Genomic DNA, 17,716 nt, shown 5'->3' with positions numbered 1-17,716 from the left:
AGCAGATCGCGAACACCATCTGTGAGACCTTCGAGAGGCAACCTCTGGTCTCTATGACGCACGAGATCCCGAGGTTCGAGGGCTCCGGGCTCTACGCCCTGTACTACCGCGGTGCGAGCGAAGACCTGTACTTCCCGCTCGCCAGCCTGCAAATCCCTGTCTACGCAGGGCAGGCCCTTTCCAGTAACACCGCCACCGGGGAGAGGGTTCGGGAGCGGTACCCCCTCCATAGCCGGCTCAAGCAACACCGTCTTTCGATCATGGAAGGCGGCCTGCCGGTCGCCGAGTTCCGGTTCCGGGCCCTCCTGCTGCCTGACGTGCACGCCGATCTGGGAGAGAACGCGCTGCGCGTCGGGTACACGCCGGTCTGGAACAGCAAGCTCACGGGCTTCGGCAGCAAAGAGCAGGGGGCGACGACCCGCCAGAGCAAGAAGAGCAAGTGGGACACGGTGCATGATGGGCGTCGGCGCACTCACGGTGGCGTCGTTCATGATGTTGAGAAGCTGGTTGTGGGGGCCAAGGCTCACATCGCGCGACAGGTGAGCGACTATGACGAACGGCCGTGGCCTCATCCCGCTACAGACACGTACCTGGACCTTGACACCCCGTGATCCAGACCGCTGCCGGGTGCCACTGAGTTAGGCAGGTCAGGACCAGGGGCCGACCACCGCAGCTCACGCGGCCATGCGAGGCACTGCCCGAAAGCGAGGGCCTTGCCTCAAGTCGATGTGGCCGTAAGGCAATTCGCGTGGTAAGCGATCCGAGGGTCGTCTCGCGCGCTGTTCGAACGTTCAGGCGGATCATGAAGTCCAACCGTGGCGCAGGGGGAGCCTGTCGGCCTGGAGCGCGTCGCGTTGCTTGGTGATCCACTGCTCGACCTGGTCCACGGATTTTGTGACTGGTGCCTCCGTGGTGTCGAGCGGCTGAGTGCGCCATCGGGGATCACTGGCGTTCCAGCCGGTCCAGCGGTGCCAGACCATCTCGGGCCAGCCTTAGCCAAGCGGGTGACGGTGGAGCAGGCCATTGCGGACTTGGGGTTCGTGCGGGGCGGCGTGGGGTCGGAGCACGCAGCTGGCTACGCGCACGCGGAGTCGCTCTCCGATAGCTCCACGGTGCCCCGCAACGTTGCGGGGCACTGCCGATTTCGCCCCTGCGAAGGCGAGGGCGCGGCCACCTACACTCTGCCCCTGAACCTCCGGCGCCGCAGCCCGACCAGGGATAGGCCATGGGGGTCACTGCCAAGGCCCGTTCCTTCGGGGAGCAACTCGGAGACGGAGTGGCGTGATGAGGCGCGAAAGCACCGTCCTGCAGCGCGCGCCCAATTTCGTGGGCCGGGTCCTACGGAGGCGACCAAATGGATGTCTACGCCCTAACCGTCAACCTCCGGCACCGTCGCGATGATCACCGGCAAGGTTCTTTCCGCCAGGAGCGATCCGTCTCCGGCTGCGTTGTCCGAGGGAAAACCCGTGTCCGCACTCGCGATCGCACCGTCACCATGGGTGCATGAGGGTGATCCTGGACAACAATGTGTGGTCGTATGCGGGCATCGAGGGCAGCAAGGCCGAGCTCGAATCCCTGGCCCAAGGCCGCCGGTTGTCCATACGGACGCCGCCGGCCACGCTGCTCGAGGTCCTGCGCACCAAGGACGCGGTGCCCCTTCAGTCTGTGCTGTTCGCCGTCCTCATTCACGGCTTCTGACCTGCGACTTTGCGAGTGAAAGCTCTTGAATCAGTCGCACGATGCGGCTACGACCTGGATTTTCGCGACGGCTTGAATCAGCACAACCGCACTGCTAAGGCCATCGGCCATACACCGCTGCCCTGTGCACGTCCTCGTCTTTCGCGCCCTACAGGCCCGGGGATAAGCCGCGCAACCGGCATGACCAGCCAGTCCGGCTTCCTCGGCCATCGCTACGGCCAAGGTCAGCCAGCCGATGAGGGGCGTTCCCGGCCTGGACTCGGTTAGAACATCGCCCTGATGGACGGGATCAGCATCGACGTCAACTGTCGCGCCGGCATCTCGGCACGCTGCGCCCACGGCACTTCCGGCATGCGCAAGCTCCTCATGCTCGGCCTGACCGAGCAGTGGGAGCCGGCGCTCGACGTCCGCCTGGCGATGAGCTGGACTTCACGAGTGCGCGTACTCGGCGAACTCCTGTGCGCACGCAGGGAGTCACGTGTGCCTGTAGAGCACCGATGCCTCGCTGGGGCAGCGTCAACCGAGTGTGGTCAGTTCGCTCTGGCAGTTAAGGCGAATGCCCAGTGACGGGCTAACGGACCTGGCTCAATAGGCACATGGAGATTGGCGAACACTGGGCATACCGCGCGAGGCCGAAGGATCTGGGTAGCGAGGTTCGCCAGGTGGAGGTCGTTCGTGTGGGCGGCCCTGGCAGGTCTGGCTGGATCCACGTGCGGTTTCTCGAAGGCGATGCCGCCGGCCTGCAGGAGTGGGTCAGTTCCGGCTCTCTCGTTGCACCGTGGGCGGATGCCGGTACGTTCCGCGCGGACGACGCGGCGGAGTTGGTACTGGCGGAGTCCTCTCGCCACGTCCGAGGCAGCGCGGATTTCGAGGCCGCCCGCATGATCCTCGGATTCGTCCGCCCGAAGAGCAGGCTGCGCCTGCGCCGAACGGTGGCGGACGCAGGGGTTCTGGAGCTGAGCCGTCTCGATGAGACGGCACCGCTCATCGGCATCGACGTCGCCGAACTCCGCGGCGACGCCATGGTGTACGAGAACCGCAATGGCATGTGCCTGGCCGGGTGGCCAGTCACCGAGCGGATCGCCCGCCACGTGGCCAGCCGCCTCGCCGACGAGATCCTTCCGGAGGTGGACCGCAAGCAGCAGGGCATCGAGCAGGAGCGTGCCCAGTCCTCCTGGTACTCCTACAGTCGGCGGGACGACCGGAAGCTGGACGCGGAGGCAGCCGTCTTGCGAACCGTCCGGGCGTGGTGCGGCGAAGACAAGGCCGACCGCTACGACGAGTTGGTCGCTCTGCGCGCCGAGGTCATCAGGCTTGGGGAACTGGTCGAGAAGGGGGTCAAGGCCCTACGCGACCGAGGTCACGGCGTCATCGCCTCCACCATTGAGCGTGACCTTGGCGTCCATATCGCCACCCTTGATCCTGATGTGCGTTGATGACGCCGCGCCACGGGTCTGGCTCCGGTGTGGGAGGCGTTGGCTGAGCCGGAGGCTTCTCCTTCTCCGGCCGATCCGGGTGCCAGCCGTCGAGGAACGGGCGCAGCTGCTTTTTCGTCGGCTCCACGTCGAAGTCGCGGGCGGCCAGGCCCCTGCCGTTCGTGGTGGGGTCGAGCTGATCGGCCTCCGTGTTCCCCCAAGCCGACCACTCGCGCAGCCTCTCAGCTTCGAGGCCGTCTTCCGATGCCGCGGCGACTTCATCCAGCGCGGCACAGAACGCCCGGATCTCACCTGCGGCCCGCCACTGCTCAAGGGCCGTGCCGAAGTGCTCGGCCCGTACCGCGTGAACCGCCTTGATCGAAGCCGCACTGACGACCGCCTCCCACTCCCGCCGCTCGTTTCGGGTGGGTCTGTGCTGTGACGGTACGACCGACGGGGCTTGTGCGTCCGGGAGCTGGATCAGCACGACACGAGGGGACTGACAGCCGGCGGCGAGCAGCAGAGGCCGCGCCTAGGCCGTAGGGCGCCCCACATCGCGGGGCGCCCATATGCGTTACTCGGGGACGGTCCGGCTTGGCTTCGTGACGGCTTGCTCCCGAACGCGATCGGCAGCCTGCTTGACGTCCCCGATCACCTCGCTGGTCTGGGAGCAGGCTCTTCCAGGCTGCCCACGGACGGCGGGCCCAGACGTGTAGCGCGGCGAACCGGTTACCTACGGATGTGTACCGTGATTTGCCATCCAGCGGCAGCGGCGACGATCGCCATCCCGAGCGGTACGTTCGCGGTGAGGCCGATCACCGCGCCAGCCACAACGCAGAGGGTGGAGAATCCGATCTGAGCCCAGGCCAGCGCGCTTCCGCCGGTCTCAGTGGACCCGGTCGGTGCCGTCGGGCGGTCGTGCTGTTCGCCCGGTCCTGGGGTACGTTCAACAGTGCTCAATGTAGAAGTTCCTCGCTTTTCTGGGGAACCGCAGGCACCAGGGCGCTGTGCTTCCAGGCTGGTGGCCCTGGCGCCTGCGTAACTGTCCGCGGCCGTGGGCCCGTTACACCTCGTGGGCCCTTGCCGCTCACCTCTAGATTCCCCTCGGATTTCCGCCTGGTCGGGTAGACTGGCGGACGGATTGATCCTCATGAGCGCTGAGTTAACTTGAAATGGATAAATAGTGACTTAGCCCACATACGGATCAATCCGTAGCGCTCAAAGGGGAGGGGAAAGTTGCCGCCGAAGGACGGGAAGGTCGAGGTTCGGCTAGAGACGCTACGGGTACTACGACGCGGCGAGTTGCCTGCCGTAACCGCTGAGACGCTGCGCCTCTGGCGGGAAGGTCGCCAGCCGGCCGGTATCCGCCTGCGGCGCGCGCACCTTCGGAACGACGAACTCAAGTCGGTGGAGGACGAGCGGAAACCCTTGCCGATGGAGGACCGGCCGCTGGCGGCTCGCATGATCACTCCCAAGGGTGTCGCCCTGAAGCTGCATCTCATGCTGTTGTTCGCGGCGCAGTGCGCTGCGAAGCCGGGCAAAGCCTGGAAGAACCCGCACCCGGTTGGGCCGACGCCGCAAAGCGATCACTCATGGGTGGGCTTGATGGCCACCGTCGCCAAATACCGCGGCCCAGGCATCCAGGGTGCCTCGGTCGCGACCAACAAGCGTCGGCAAGTCACGGAGGCCCTGAAGAAGCTGGAGGGGCTCGGCCTGATACGCCCCACCAAGGGGCCTGGGCGGGCGCGGCAAGGTTTCGACCTGTTGCACGAGAACGGGAAGAGCACGCCAGCGGCCGGGGTGCCGTACACAGTGCCGGTCGACGCCGAGCCGTTCGTGGAGATCCCCCGGGAGTTCTTCACTGAGGGCTGGGTGCATGCCCTGACGAACAGTGAGATCGCCGCGCTGCTCATGTGGCTCGATGCTCTGAAGTACGACGCATCGCCGACCTCTGATCCATCAGTGTTTGTCACGCGGGTGACGAGCGCGGTGAGGCAAGGGGCCTACGGGCTCGGGCGAGAGGCATATGAGACTCATCAGCAACTCGACGCCTTCCAGTTGCTCGATGTGCTTCGACCTGAAAAACGCCACTACGACGGCAGGTGGCAGGAGTTTGCGGAGGACAGCAGCGACCTAGCCTGCCATCGCGTCGCGTTGGCGCCGGACGGGTTCACCAGGGACGCCGGCGAAGTGGTGCAAGAGGTGCTGCAACGCCGGGATGCCCGTGGGGACTGGTCTCGCCCCCCGAACGCACCACGCCGCTACTCAGGCATCAGGCTGCGCAAGCCTGAACGTGACCAGAAAAAGTAGCCCGCTGGGCGGCATGTATGCAGGCTTGCGGGCTCCTGGCTCCGGCAGGGCATTCAGCTCTGCTTGGACGGCCTGTCGCAGGCTTGGTGCAGGGCTGGGCAAACGGGTAGCTTTCCCTTCAGAATAGATCACTTGTTCGGTTTACTGGGGTGCACCTGGACGGTTCTCTGGTGACTCATTCGGGGTGCGAGACGTACGCCGCTCGAGGAGGAGGCGGAAAGCCATTCCTCGGGAGCCAACCTGAGCCGGATCCCGAAGATCACACCCAGTTGGCTCCCAAAACAGGGGCACAACGCAAATCAGGCCCGGTGCTGATCTCTCAGCACCGGGCCTGACCTGGTGTTTCACTGTCGGGGTGGCGGGATTTGAACCCACGACCTCTTCGTCCCGAACGAAGCGCGCTGCCAAGCTGCGCTACACCCCGATGTCGCTGTTTGCAGGCCACTGAAGTGGTCTGTGCCTGGCGACGTCGTTTACTTTAGCCCACCGGTGGCCGGAGACGAAATCCGGTTTTCGGGTGGTGGGGCGTCGGCGACGCCACCCCAGCGCTGTCCCCCGTGCAGTCACTCCCGCGGCGTGAGCGTCAGCAGTGTCGCCTCCGGGGGGCACGCGAAGCGGATCGGGGTGTAGCGGCTCGTGCCGCAGCCCGCCGACACGTGCAGGTATGCCGTCCGTCCGGACGCCGTGTGCGTGGACAGGCCCTTCACCCGGTCCGTGTCCAGATCGCAGTTGGTGACGAGGGCGCCGTAGAAGGGGAGGCAGACCTGGCCGCCGTGGGTGTGGCCGGCCAGGATCAGGGGGTAGCCGTCCGCGGTGAAGGCGTCGAGCGAGCGCAGGTAGGGGGCGTGGACGAGGCCCATGGAGAAGTCGGCCGAGGCGGACGGGCCGCCGGCCACCTGCGCGTACCGGTCCCGTTTGATGTGCGGGTCGTCGATGCCGGTCAGCTCGATCTCGACGCCGTCGATCTTCAGGGCCCCGCGTACGTTCGTCAGGTTCAGCCACCCCGCCGAGTCGAACCCGTCGCGCAGGTCCTCCCACGGATTGTGGATCGCGCCGACGACGGGAGGGTTTCCGTTCAGCCCGTGTCGCCCCTGTGCCTTCTCGAACAAGTACCGCACGGGGTTGCGGAGTGTGGGTCCGTAGTAGTCGTTCGAGCCGAAGACGTACGCGCCCGGGAAGTCCATCAGGGGCCCCAGCGCGTCCAGGACCTCGGGCACGCCTTCCGGGTCGGACAGGTTGTCGCCGGTGTTGATGACGAAGTCGGGGCGCAGCCCGGCCAGTGAGCGCAGCCAGCGTTGTTTCTTGCGCTGGCCGCTCACCATGTGGATGTCGGAGACCTGGAGGACGCGGAGCGGCCGCATACCCGCCGGCAGGACCGGGACCGTCACCCGCCGGAGGCGGAAGGAGCGGGCCTCGAAGCCCGCCGCGTACAACAGTCCGGCGGCACCGACCGCCGTGATTCCCAGGGGTACTCCGTATCGCGCGCGCATACGACCATCGTGTCAGACCGCACGCGTCCTTGAAGCCATCGCAGGGGCCCGGAGGCCATCGGAGGGGGTGCCCGTAATCAACGGGCGGCCCTCGCCCCACACCTGCGACAATCAACACCATGACCACGCTCAAGTCGAAGCTGCAGGAAGACCTCAACGCCGCGATCAAGGGGCGCGATGAGCTCCGCTCCTCGACGCTCCGGCTGACCCTCGCCGCGATCACGAAGGAGGAGGTCTCGGGCAAGGAGAAGCGCGAGCTCTCCGACGACGAGGTGCAGAAGGTGATCGCCAAGGAGGCGAAGAAGCGCCGTGAGGCGGCCGAGGCCTTCGCACAGGGCGGTCGCGCCGAGTCGGCCGAGCGGGAGAAGGCGGAGGGCGAGGTCCTCGCCGACTACCTGCCCAAGCAGCTGTCCGACGACGAGCTCCAGCAGATCGTCGCCCAGGCTGTGGAGGAGGCCAAGGCGGCGGGCGCCGAGGGGCCGCGCGCCATGGGCCAGGTCATGAAGATCGTGAATCCGAAGGTGGCGGGCCAGGCCGAGGGCGGCCGCGTCGCCGCCGCGGTCAAGAAGCTGCTCGCCGGCTGAGGTCCTGAGCCAGCCATACCACCTCCATACGCAAGTGGGGCGCCCCTCGCAACAAGGGGCGCCCCACCGACGTACCGCTCAGGGATTACGGAAACCGCCCGCCGTTCCCGTTCCCCCCGTTCCCGTTCCCGCCGATCGTCCATTCGTCCGGGATCGTGAAGGTGGGGTCGGGGAACGGGAAGCCGCCGTTGTCGCCGCCGTTCCCGTTCCCGCCGTTGCCGTTGTTGTCCCCGTCGCCCGGGTCGCGGCCCTTGTCCTTGTCCTTGTCCTTGTCCAGGTCGGGGATGTTGACGAGGTTGAAGCCCGGGGACGGCTTGCCCGCGAGGGCGCCGGTCATGGCGTCCTTCCAGATCGGGCCGGGCACCTGGCCGCCGTATACCTTTTCGTGCCAGACGCCGCCGATCGTGATGTTGGTCATCTTGACGCTCTGGGTGGCGCTGCCGACCCAGACAGCGCCGGACAGGTTCGGCGTGTAGCCGACGAACCAGGCGTTCTTGCGCTCGTCGGTCGTACCCGTCTTACCCGCGTTGGCGCGGTCCGTGAGGCCGGCCTGCTTACCGGTACCGGAGTCGACCACACCGCTCAGCAGTGTGTTTATGGTGTCGGCCGTCGTCTCGGACATCGCTCGCCTGCAGGTCGACTTCGGCACCCTCAGCGACTTCGTCTCGCCGCCGACCCGCTGCTTGATCGACTCGATGGCGACCGGCGTGCAGTACGTGCCGCGGTTGGCGAAGGTCGCGTACGCGTTCGCCATCGTCAGCGGTGAGATGCCGGTGGAGCCCAGGGTGAGGGAGGACGGCACGATGGGGAGCTTGGTGCCGTTGCCCTGCACCACGCCCATCTTGTCGAGGATCTTGGACACCGGGCACATGCCGATGTCCTCGAGCATCTCCACGAAGTAGGTGTTGACCGACTTCTCCATGGCCTGCTTCAGCCGGTACGGGCCGACCTCCGACTCGTCCTCGTTCTCGACCTTGGCGTTCCCCGAGTTCCGCCACGCCTTCCCGTTGCAGGTCTGCACCGAGTCCGGATACGGCATCTCGTACGGCGCCGGATACGACTGAGTCGCCGGCTTGCCCTGCTCGAGGGCGGCCGAGGCCAGGAAGGGCTTGAAGGTCGAACCGGTCGGGAAGCCGAAGTTCGAGCCGCCCATGGCCGCGTTGACCGAGTAGTTGTACTCGGTCTGGTTCTTGCCGTAGCCGTACGCCTTCGACTGGCCCATCCCGAGGATCTTGCCGGTGCCCGGCTCGACCAGCGTCGCGGCCGTGGCGACCTTGTCCGACTTCCTGACGTGCGTCTTGATCGAATCCTGTATCGACTTCTGCGACTGCGGGTCGAGTGTCGTACGGATCGTGAGACCGCCCTGGTTCCAGACCTTGGCCCGGGCCGCCTTGGTCTTGCCGAAGACCGGGTCGGTGAGCACCACTTCGCGCACGTAGTCACAGAAGAACGCGGAGCCCTTGACCGCCGTGATGCAGCCGTTCTTGGGCTTGCTCACCTTCAGGCGGAGCGGTTGCTCCTTGGCCTTGTCGGCCTCCGCCTGGGAGATGTCGTGGACGTCGGCCATGCGCTGCAGCACGATGTTGCGCCGTTTGGTGGCTTCCGTCTCGTCGTTGATCGGGTCGTAGCGGGTCGGTGACTGGACGACACCCGCGAGCAGCGCTGCTTCCTCCAGCTTCAGATCCTTGGCGGACTTGGAGAAGTAGCGCTGGGACGCGGCCTCGACGCCGTAGGCCTGCTGCCCGAAGAACGTGATGTTCAGGTAGTTCTCGAGGATCTGCTTCTTGCCGAACTCCTCCTCGAGCTGAATGGCGTACTTCAGCTCGCGGATCTTGCGGCCGATGGTCTGCTGCGTGGCCTGGGCGACCTTCGTCGGGTCGTCACCGGCTTCCTCCACGGCGACGTTCTTCACCAGCTGCTGCGTCAGCGTGGACGCGCCCTGGGTCACTCCGCCGCTCTGCGCGTTCTTGTTGAGGGCGCGCAGGATGCCCTTGAGGTCCACCGCACCGTGCTCGTAGAACCGGGCGTCCTCGATCGCGACGATCGCCTTCTGCATGTACGGCGAGATGTCCTTGAGGTCGACCACCGTGCGGTCGCGTGAGTAGACCGTGGCGATCTGGCCGCCCTGGTTGTCCAGGATCGTGGTGCGCTGGCTGAGCGGCGGCCGCTTGAGATTGGCGGGGATCTCGTCGAAACCCTCGACCGAACCCTTGGCCGCCAGGCCGAGCGCGCCGGCCGCGGGCAGGGCGATGCCTGCCATGACGGCTCCTGCGAGCACGCTGACCCCTAGGAACTTGGCGGCCTGCTGAGTCGGCGACAGACCCCCACCCGAGCGCTTGTTTGCCATGAGGGCAGCCTACGTTCTCATTCTCCGGACACGCGTATAGGCCTTGGCCTAAGCTGCTCTCAACTGTCACAGCAGTAGGACCACGTATCAATACGTCCGGCGACCCCGAATCGTTTCGGTCGTGCCGAAACTTTTTTCTCGGCCGCGTGTCCGAATCCGCCTTATGTGTCACCTGGCGCCCGTTGTGACGCGGCTCAACTGTCCTGGTTCGCCAGGAAGGTTATGTATGTCCTCAGGTCACTCCGTTGGGTGATCTGCCGCGTACCCATAGTCCATTCGGGCCATTCAAGATTGGGCCCGAAGGGGCTGGTTGACTGTGCCCACCTTCCGTAACGTCCTCAACTGGCGGCGGTGAATATGCCGCTGCCGCCGTGGGGGAGCCTCGATTCGGGAGAGGACGGCGCCGGTATGGGCTGGGTAACCGACTGGAGTGCGCAGGCGGCCTGTCGCACTACCGATCCGGATGAACTGTTCGTTCAAGGAGCAGCGCAGAACAGGGCCAAGGCGGTGTGCACCGGATGTCCGGTACGCACGGAGTGCCTGGCCGACGCGCTCGACAATCGCGTCGAGTTCGGCGTGTGGGGAGGGATGACCGAGCGGGAGCGCCGCGCACTGCTGCGCAGGCGGCCCACTGTCACCTCTTGGCGCAGGCTGCTCGAAACCGCGCGTACTGAGTACGAGCGGGGGGCGGGACTGCTGCCCCTCGACGAGGAAGAGGTGTACGAGAACTACGCGGCGGTGGGCTGACCGCCTGCCGGCTGACCGCCTGCCGCGGTCACGCCGTACAAAGCCGCGCAAGGCGTACAAAGCCGCTCAAGCGGTACAGGCCGTACAGCCGTACAGGTCAGTCGTAGTACAGGGCGTATGCGACACGCGCTGCACACACCGTGCAGCTCGTATGTGACCAGGGCCCGAGTGGCCCGTATGCGGCACCACACGGCCGTACGCGGCACGCGGCACACGCAGTGGGGGCCCATCGCGGCCCCAGGAGGCTCACTCAGCTCGGGTCGGCGACTCGTCGGCCGCGAGCCGGTCGCCGATGTCCCGCAGCCCCACGAGGTCATGCACATCTCCGGGCAGCGCGGCCACTTCGGTCACAGCCACCTCGGGGTGGAGCGCGGCGAAGCGGTCACGCGTGCGCTGCTCGCGGGAGAGCAGCTGCATGCGCTCGGCGTGCAGCCTCAGCAGGTCTGCGGTGAGTTGGTCGATGGTTCGGGCCGCCCCGGCCCCTTCGGCGTTGATCCGGTCCGCGGCGGGGGAGCCTGCGTCGGGTGCGGGAGCCTCGGGAACGGCGGGCTGGGAAGCGGGAGATTCTGAACTGCCATACGTGTCGGGAGAGTTACGAAGTCCAGCTTTCCCGTCCTCCTGATCCACAATGCGGGCTTCCGCAAGATTTTCCGCGGCGGACGGAGCCGCGGCGAGAGCGAGGTTCTCCGCGGCGGCGAGCGCCCGCTCGGCGGACAGCTGAGCGGCGCCGCTGCCGTGGACCCGGTTCAGGACCAGACCCGCGAGCGGCATGTCCTCGGCGGCCAGGCGCTCCACGAAGTACGCGGCCTCGCGCAGCGCGTCCCGCTCCGGGGCCGCCACCACCAGGAACGCCGTGCCGGGCGCCTGGAGGAGCTTGTACGTGGCGTCCGCACGCGTACGGAAGCCACCGAAGGTGGTGTCCATCGCGGCCACGAACGTCTGGACGTCCTTGAGCAGTTGCCCGCCGAGAAGCTTCCCCAAGGTGCCCGTCATCATCGACATCCCGACGTTCAGGAACTTCATCCCGGCGCGGCCGCCCAGCTTCGCCGGCGCGGTCAGCAGCCGGATCAGCCTGCCGTCCAGGAAGGACCCGAGCCGCTTCGGGGCGTCCAGGAAGTCGAGGGCCGAGCGCGAGGGCGGGGTGTCGACGACGATGAGATCCCATTCGTCGCGGGCCCTCAGCTGGCCCAGCTTCTCCATCGCCATGTACTCCTGCGTGCCCGCGAAGCCCGCCGAGAGCGACTGGTAGAAGGGGTTCCCCAGGATCGCGTCCGCCCGCTCGCGGTCCGCGTGCGCCTCGACGATCTCGTCGAAGGTGCGCTTCATGTCGAGCATCATCGCGTGCAGTTCGCCGCCCGAGGAATCGTCGATGCCCTTCACCCGGCGCGGGGTGTTGTCGAGGGCGTCGATGCCCATCGACTGGGCGAGCCGGCGCGCCGGGTCGATGGTGAGGACGACCACCTTGCGCCCGCGCTCGGCGGCGCGCAGTCCGAGGGCCGCCGCCGTGGTGGTCTTGCCGACGCCGCCCGCGCCGCAGCACACCACGATGCGGGTCTTCGGGTCGTCGAGCAGCGGGTCGATGTCCAGGATGCGGGCCGGGTCCAAGCTCATGAGATCCCTTGCTGACGCAGTTCCGTGGCGAGTTCGTACAGGCCCGCCAGGTCCATTCCCTCGGCGAGGAGCGGGAGTTCGTGCAGCGGGAGGCCGAGCTCCTGGAGCTCGGCCCGCTGATCGCGCTCCAGCGCGTACCGCTCGGCGTATTCGTCCGCCTGGGTCAGCAGCGGACCCACCAGCCGCTCCGCGCCCCCGCCGCGGCGCGCGCCGCCGAGTCCGGCCGCGGACAGCGACTTGGCGATGGCCGCACGCGACGCGTCACGCGTGAGGTCCAGGTCGGCCTCGTCGAGGATCGCGGGCCGCACCATGTTCACGATGAGCCGCCCCACCGGCAGCCTCGCGGCGCGCAGCTCGGCGATGCCGTCCACCGTCTCCTGGACGGGCATCTCCTCCAGGAGCGTCACCAAGTGCACAGCCGTCTCCGGTGACTTGAGGACCCGCATGACCGCCTGCGCCTGATTGTGTATCGGACCGATCTTGGCGAGCCCGGCCACTTCGTCGTTCACATTCAGGAAGCGGGCGATGCGGCCGGTCGGCGGGGCGTCCATGACGACGTAGTCGTATACGAACCGCCCGCGCTTGTCCTTCCGGCGAACCGCCTCGCAGGCCTTGCCCGTCAGGAGTACGTCCCTGAGGCCGGGCGCGATCGTGGTCGCGAAGTCGATGGCGCCGAGCTTCTTCAAGGCACGTCCGGCACCTCCCAGTTTGTAGAACATCTGGAGGTAGTCGAGGAGTGCCAACTCGGGGTCGATGGCGAGGGCGAACACCTCCCCGCCCCCGGGAGCGACCGCGATCTTCCGCTCCTCATAGGGCAGCGCCTCCGTCTCGAAGAGCTGCGCGATGCCTTGCCTGCCCTCGACCTCGACGAGGAGGGCGCGCTTCCCCTCGGTCGCGAGGGCGAGCGCGAGGGCCGCGGCGACCGTCGTCTTACCGGTACCGCCCTTGCCGCTGACGACCTGGAGCCTGCTCACATCTTCGAGCCTAACCAGTCTGTGCCCGGGCTACGCGGGAGGCTGTGGATAACAGCGGCTACAGTCGGCCGTATGACCAAGTGGGAATACGCAACCGTGCCGCTGCTCGTCCATGCCACGAAGCAGATTCTGGACACCTGGGGCGAGGACGGCTGGGAGCTCGTCCAGGTCGTGCCCGGGCCGAACAACCCCGAGCAGCTGGTGGCCTATCTGAAGCGGGAGAAGCAGGCGTGAGCGCGGTCGAGGCCAAGTTGGCCGAACTCGGACTGACCTTGCCCGAGGTCGTGCCGCCGCTGGCCGCGTATCAACCTGCCGTGCAGTCCGGGGTGTACGTCTACACCTCCGGCCAGCTCCCCATGGTGGACGGCAAGCTGCCGGTCACCGGCAAGGTGGGCGCGGAGGTCGCGCCGGAGCAGGCCAAGGAGCTCGCGGCGACGTGCGCTCTGAACGCTCTGGCCGCGGTCAAGTCGGTCGCGGGCGACCTCGACCGCATCGCGCGCGTAGTGAAGGTCGTCGGCTTCGTGGCCTCGGCCACCGACTTCACGGGCCAGCCCGCCGTGGTGAACGGCGCGAGCGAACTGCTGGGCGCCGCCCTGGGCGACAAGGGTGTCCACGCGCGCAGCGCGGTCGGCGTGGCCGTGCTCCCGCTGGACGCGCCCGTCGAGGTCGAGATCCAGGTGGAGCTGACGGAGGCGTAGGCGGTTCCGGGCCCACCCCCGGAGCAGCCGATTGTTGCCTCTCGAACATCAGCTGACTACGGGATAGCCTCCGCCCATGGCGAATGGGCAGTGGTACCCACCGGAGTGGCCCGAGCGGATCCGTGCGCTCGCCGAGGGCAGGCTCACACCGGTCACCCCCAAGCGGGCGGCCACCGTCATGCTGCTCAAGGACACCGGCGGCGCCACCGCCGTCCACATGCTGCGCAGACGCGCCTCCATGGCCTTCGCCGGAGGCGCGTACGCGTATCCCGGGGGCGGCGTCGACCCCAGGGACGACGACCGGCAGATCCGCTGGACCGGCCCCACGCGCGCGTGGTGGGCGTCCCGGCTCGGCGTCGACGAAACCTCCGCCCAGGCGATCGTCTGCGCGGCGGTGCGCGAGACGTACGAGGAGGCGGGCGTGCTGCTCGCCGGCGCCACCCCGGACACCGTGGTCGGCGACACCACGGGCGACGACTGGGAAGCGGACCGCGCGGCACTGGTCTCCCGGGACGTCTCCTTCGCCGAGTTCCTGGGCCGCCGGGGGCTCGTGCTGCGATCCGACCTCCTGGGGGCCTGGACCCGCTGGATCACCCCGGAGTTCGAGCCGCGCCGCTACGACACGTGGTTCTTCGTGGCCGCCCTCCCCGAGGGCCAGCGCACCCGCAACGCCTCCACGGAGGCCGACCGTACGGTCTGGATCTCCCCCGGGGACGCGGCGGACGCGTACGACAAGGGCGACCTGCTGATGATGCCGCCCACCATCGCGACCCTGCGCCAACTCCGCTCGTACGCCACCGCCGACGAAGCCCTCGCCGCGGCGCCCGGCCGTGACCTGGCCCCCGTTCTGGCCCAGGCCCGTCTGGAAGACGGCGAGCTGGTGCTCACCTGGCCCGGACACGACGAGTTCACCAAGCACATCCCCAACGGTGGAGCCCCCGCATGACGGACGCGACAGCCCTTCCCGGCCAGCCGCGAGGCGCGGTCCTCTCCGGCCCCGCAACCGAACGTGCCGTGAACGTCCTCGCGCCCAACGCGTCCGCGATGACCCTCGACGGCACGAACACCTGGATCGTGGCCGAGCCGGACTCCGAGCTGGCGGTGGTGATCGACCCGGGGCCCCTGGACGACGTACACCTGAGCCATGTCGTCGACGCCGCCGAGAAGGCCGGCAAGCGGGTCGCGCTGACCCTGCTGACACACGGGCACCCCGACCATGCCGAGGGCGCGGCACGGTTCGCGGAGCTGACGGGGACGAAGGTGCGGGCGCTCGACCCGGCGCTGCAGCTCGGCGACGAGGGCCTGGCGGCCGGCGACGTGATCAGGACGGGCGGCCTGGAACTGCGTGTCGTGCCGACCCCCGGCCACACCGCCGACTCGCTCTGCTTCCATCTGCCCGCCGACCGGGCCGTCCTGACCGGCGACACGATCCTGGGCCGGGGCACCACGGTCGTCGCGCACCCCGACGGTCGCCTCGGTGACTATCTGGACTCCCTGCGGCGGCTCAGGTCCCTGACGGTCGACGACGGGGTGCACACGGTGCTGCCGGGCCACGGGCCCGTCCTGGAGGACGCCCAGGGTGCCGTCGAGTTCTACCTCGCCCACCGCGCCCACCGCCTCGCCCAGGTCGAGACGGCGGTCGAGCAAGGCCACCGGTCACCCGGCGAGGTCGTGGCGCATGTGTACGCCGATGTCGACCGCTCCCTGTGGCCGGCGGCCGAGCTGTCGGTGCGGGCGCAGCTGGACTATCTGCGGGAGCACGGGCTCATCGAGGACGCCTGACCACCCGAGGACCGCTTGAGAACCGCCTGAGAGTCGCCCGAGGACCGCCCGAGGTCTTCCTAGGGGCGCGGTTCCTTGACGCCGTGCACGCGCGCGTACTCCTCGGCGAGCCACGGACCGAGGTCGTCCACGTACGACCGCAGGACGGCGAGACCCCCCGTGGGCTCGTACGCCGCGACCGCCGTCGCCCGCAATTCGGCCGCCCGCTCCGGGTAGTACCGCCCGAACACCTCGGCCATCTCGTGGAGATCGCTGGTCCAGCCCTTCCAGCGGGGCATGACGAGTGTGAAGCCGGTGCGGACGAGGTGGCGGGACGCGGAGCGCACCAGCGGCCGCGCGGCCTCGTCCGAGTCGCCCGCCCCGGCCGTGACCTCGGCGATGCGCTCGCGCCAGCGGGACAGGAAGAGCGCGAGATCGCCGTTCGTCTCCCGGGCGAGGAGAGAGTCGGGCCGGTAGCGCGGCAGGTACTCGGCGAGATCCTCGCCCGCCAGCGGCGTACACAGGCAGGCGACGAACCACCCGAGGTCGTACCTCTCCAGCTCGCTCAGCGCGCCGGCCCTGCTGACCAGCAGCACTCCGGCCCCGTCGATCTGCGGGAACTCCTTGTCGAGCGCCTCCTCGATCGTGCGCGCGTCCGCCCGGTCCGCATCCGTGGGCTCCTCGCGCAGAGCGAGCAGCAGATCGAGGTCACTGCGTCCCACGCGTGCGGTGCCGCGCGGGATCGAACCGTAGAGGTACGCGCTGTGCAGCCGCGCCCCGAACACGTCCAGCACTCGGTCGCGGGCCGTCGCCACGACCGGCCGGAACGCCCGTGGTATCCGGCCGAGGGAACCCTCGCGCTCGATGTAGCCCTGGCTGTCCAGGCCCTGGTTCTGCATGGGACCACTGTGCATCGGCGGCGGAACGGCGTCAGGTCTTTTCGCGGAGCGCACCAGTGCGATACGAGAAGGGCCCCGCCGTGTGGCAGGGCCCTTCAGACGCGTATGAGACGCCGTGGCTAGCGCGAGCGCTTCGCCAGCCGCTCCACGTCCAGCAGGATCACCGCGCGGGCCTCCAGACGGAGCCAGCCGCGGCCCGCGAAGTCGGCGAGTGCCTTGTTGACCGTCTCCCGGGAGGCGCCGACCAGCTGGGCCAGCTCTTCCTGGGTGAGGTCGTGCACGACGTGGATGCCCTCCTCGGACTGCACGCCGAAGCGGCGCGAGAGGTCCAGGAGCGCGCGGGCCACGCGGCCCGGAACGTCGGAGAAGACCAGGTCGGACATCTGGTCGTTGGTCTTGCGCAGGCGCCGCGCGACGGCGCGCAGCAGGGCTGCGGCCACCTCGGGGCGCGCGTTCAGCCACGGCTGGAGGTCGCCGTGGCCCAGGCCCAGCAGCTTGACCTCGGTCAGCGCGCTGGCGGTCGCCGTGCGCGGACCCGGGTCGAACAGCGACAGCTCACCGATGAGCTCGCCGGGGCCGAGGACGGCCAGCATGTTCTCGCGGCCGTCGGGGGACGTGCGGTGAAGCTTGACCTTTCCTTCGGTGACCACGTACAGGCGGTCACCCGGGTCACCCTCGTGGAAAAGCGCGTCGCCGCGTGCGAGGGTCACCTCACTCATGGAGGCGCGGAGCTCCGCGGCCTGCTCGTCATCGAGCGCCGCGAAGAGCGGGGCGCGCCGCAGAACGTCGTCCACGAGTTCTCTCCTTGTCGACCTGCTCAGGGGATGTGGCTCCCCCGTGGTACCAGGGGACCGTGCTTCCCATCTTGCCGGACGGTCCAAACAGTGTGATCAGTCACAAGTCTGCCGCACCGGCGGGCCGAGCAGTGAGGCAGGGGGCCAATTGGGGGCTGATCTTCGAGGGCCGGGGCGGATGTCGGTGGCGGGCTTTAGGCTGGCCGGGTGTCCAAATCGCCGGTGAGAGCACAGGCCAAGGGGGCTGGGCGGGTGGTTGTACGTCGCGATTCCGCTGTGGGCGAACACAGTCCCGACGGAACAGATAAAACGACAAAAGCGGCAAATTCATCGCCGGTGAAGAAGGTGACTATGCCCGCCAAGAAGGCGGCGACAACCTCGAAGAAGG

At 68.1% G+C, this 17,716-nt stretch carries 16 protein-coding genes, 1 tRNA gene and 1 pseudogene; 11 read left to right on the top strand and 7 right to left on the bottom strand.

What is annotated here, in order from left to right; translation table 11 throughout:
- Positions 1-53 precede the first annotated feature (53 nt).
- The 4 genes from FE633_RS22975 (at position 54) to FE633_RS22945 (ending at position 5,423) form a co-directional block, all read left to right on the top strand.
- The gene (locus tag FE633_RS22975; protein WP_212747264.1) at positions 54-611 is read left to right on the top strand and encodes an Eco29kI family restriction endonuclease; all 558 of its coding nucleotides are present in this window, start codon (positions 54-56) and stop codon (positions 609-611) included.
- Between the two features lie 892 nt (positions 612-1,503).
- Positions 1,504-1,698, top strand: coding sequence for a hypothetical protein (locus FE633_RS22965; protein ID WP_138047036.1), 195 nt, complete (start codon positions 1,504-1,506; stop codon positions 1,696-1,698).
- A gap of 596 nt (positions 1,699-2,294) precedes the next feature.
- Complete coding sequence (locus FE633_RS22955; protein ID WP_138047035.1) at positions 2,295-3,134, top strand: PE-PGRS family protein; 840 nt, start codon at positions 2,295-2,297, stop codon at positions 3,132-3,134.
- A gap of 1,215 nt (positions 3,135-4,349) precedes the next feature.
- A complete protein-coding gene (locus FE633_RS22945) occupies positions 4,350-5,423 on the top strand; it encodes a hypothetical protein (protein ID WP_138047034.1) in 1,074 nt (357 codons plus the stop codon).
- Positions 5,424-5,773: 350 nt separating this feature from the next.
- Here the strand turns inward: FE633_RS22945 and FE633_RS22940 are convergent.
- Together FE633_RS22940 and FE633_RS22935 are read right to left on the bottom strand one after the other, a co-directional pair.
- Positions 5,774-5,847 (bottom strand) — tRNA-Pro (locus FE633_RS22940).
- 139 nt (positions 5,848-5,986) lie between these two features.
- Complete coding sequence (locus FE633_RS22935; RefSeq protein WP_138047033.1) at positions 5,987-6,913, bottom strand: metallophosphoesterase; 927 nt, start codon at positions 6,911-6,913, stop codon at positions 5,987-5,989.
- Between the two features lie 119 nt (positions 6,914-7,032).
- On the opposite strand from FE633_RS22935, the gene FE633_RS22930 reads away from it, so the two are divergent.
- The gene (locus tag FE633_RS22930) at positions 7,033-7,497 is read left to right on the top strand and encodes a GatB/YqeY domain-containing protein (RefSeq protein ID WP_138047032.1); all 465 of its coding nucleotides are present in this window, start codon (positions 7,033-7,035) and stop codon (positions 7,495-7,497) included.
- An 85-nt stretch (positions 7,498-7,582) separates the two neighbouring features.
- On the opposite strand, the gene FE633_RS22925 is transcribed toward FE633_RS22930, so the two are convergent.
- Positions 7,583-9,844, bottom strand: a complete 2,262-nt coding sequence (locus tag FE633_RS22925; protein WP_138047031.1) for a transglycosylase domain-containing protein — start codon at positions 9,842-9,844, stop codon at positions 7,583-7,585.
- A 408-nt stretch (positions 9,845-10,252) separates the two neighbouring features.
- On the opposite strand from FE633_RS22925, the gene wblA reads away from it, so the two are divergent.
- Complete coding sequence (wblA, locus tag FE633_RS22915) at positions 10,253-10,591, top strand: transcriptional regulator WblA (protein WP_059133594.1); 339 nt, start codon at positions 10,253-10,255, stop codon at positions 10,589-10,591.
- 246 nt (positions 10,592-10,837) lie between these two features.
- Here the strand turns inward: wblA and bagB are convergent, their stop codons facing one another.
- On the bottom strand, positions 10,838-12,202 hold the full coding sequence (gene bagB, locus FE633_RS22910; RefSeq protein WP_138047030.1) for an ATPase BagB: 1,365 nt from the start codon (positions 12,200-12,202) through the stop codon (positions 10,838-10,840).
- Entirely contained in the window at positions 12,199-13,176 is a 978-nt protein-coding gene (gene bagA / locus FE633_RS22905) for an ATPase BagA (RefSeq protein ID WP_138047029.1), read from the bottom strand. The genes bagB and bagA overlap by 4 nt, the downstream gene beginning before the upstream one ends.
- Before the next feature lie 72 nt (positions 13,177-13,248).
- Here bagA and sp36 point away from each other — a divergent pair, with 72 nt between their 5' ends.
- From sp36 to FE633_RS22885, 4 genes are all read left to right on the top strand, one after another.
- The gene (sp36, locus tag FE633_RS22900; protein ID WP_003975360.1) at positions 13,249-13,410 is read left to right on the top strand and encodes a Sp36 family protein; all 162 of its coding nucleotides are present in this window, start codon (positions 13,249-13,251) and stop codon (positions 13,408-13,410) included.
- Positions 13,407-13,874, top strand: a complete 468-nt coding sequence (locus FE633_RS22895) for a RidA family protein (RefSeq protein ID WP_119101526.1) — start codon at positions 13,407-13,409, stop codon at positions 13,872-13,874. Before sp36 ends, FE633_RS22895 begins: the two co-directional genes overlap by 4 nt.
- A gap of 76 nt (positions 13,875-13,950) precedes the next feature.
- A complete protein-coding gene (locus FE633_RS22890) occupies positions 13,951-14,820 on the top strand; it encodes an NUDIX hydrolase (RefSeq protein WP_138047028.1) in 870 nt (289 codons plus the stop codon).
- Positions 14,817-15,656: an MBL fold metallo-hydrolase gene (locus FE633_RS22885; protein ID WP_138047027.1), complete on the top strand. Its 840-nt coding sequence runs from the start codon at positions 14,817-14,819 to the stop codon at positions 15,654-15,656. Before FE633_RS22890 ends, FE633_RS22885 begins: the two co-directional genes overlap by 4 nt.
- A gap of 59 nt (positions 15,657-15,715) precedes the next feature.
- Here FE633_RS22885 and FE633_RS22880 read toward each other — a convergent pair whose 3' ends face one another.
- Positions 15,716-16,534 carry a nucleotidyltransferase domain-containing protein gene (locus FE633_RS22880; protein ID WP_138047026.1) on the bottom strand — a complete coding sequence of 273 codons (819 nt, stop codon included), beginning with the start codon at positions 16,532-16,534 and terminating at the stop codon, positions 15,716-15,718.
- A gap of 119 nt (positions 16,535-16,653) precedes the next feature.
- A complete protein-coding gene (locus tag FE633_RS22875) occupies positions 16,654-17,328 on the bottom strand; it encodes a Crp/Fnr family transcriptional regulator (RefSeq protein ID WP_016642758.1) in 675 nt (224 codons plus the stop codon).
- Between the two features lie 207 nt (positions 17,329-17,535).
- On the opposite strand from FE633_RS22875, the pseudogene FE633_RS47845 reads away from it, so the two are divergent.
- Positions 17,536-17,716: pseudogene (locus FE633_RS47845) on the top strand (hypothetical protein); the annotation flags it as partial.

This window comes from Streptomyces montanus (genome assembly GCF_005786655.1).
Lineage (GTDB): Bacteria > Actinomycetota > Actinomycetes > Streptomycetales > Streptomycetaceae > Streptomyces > Streptomyces sporangiiformans.
Note: the sequence above shows the minus strand (reverse complement) of the source record. Positions and strands in the feature narration are given on the sequence as shown.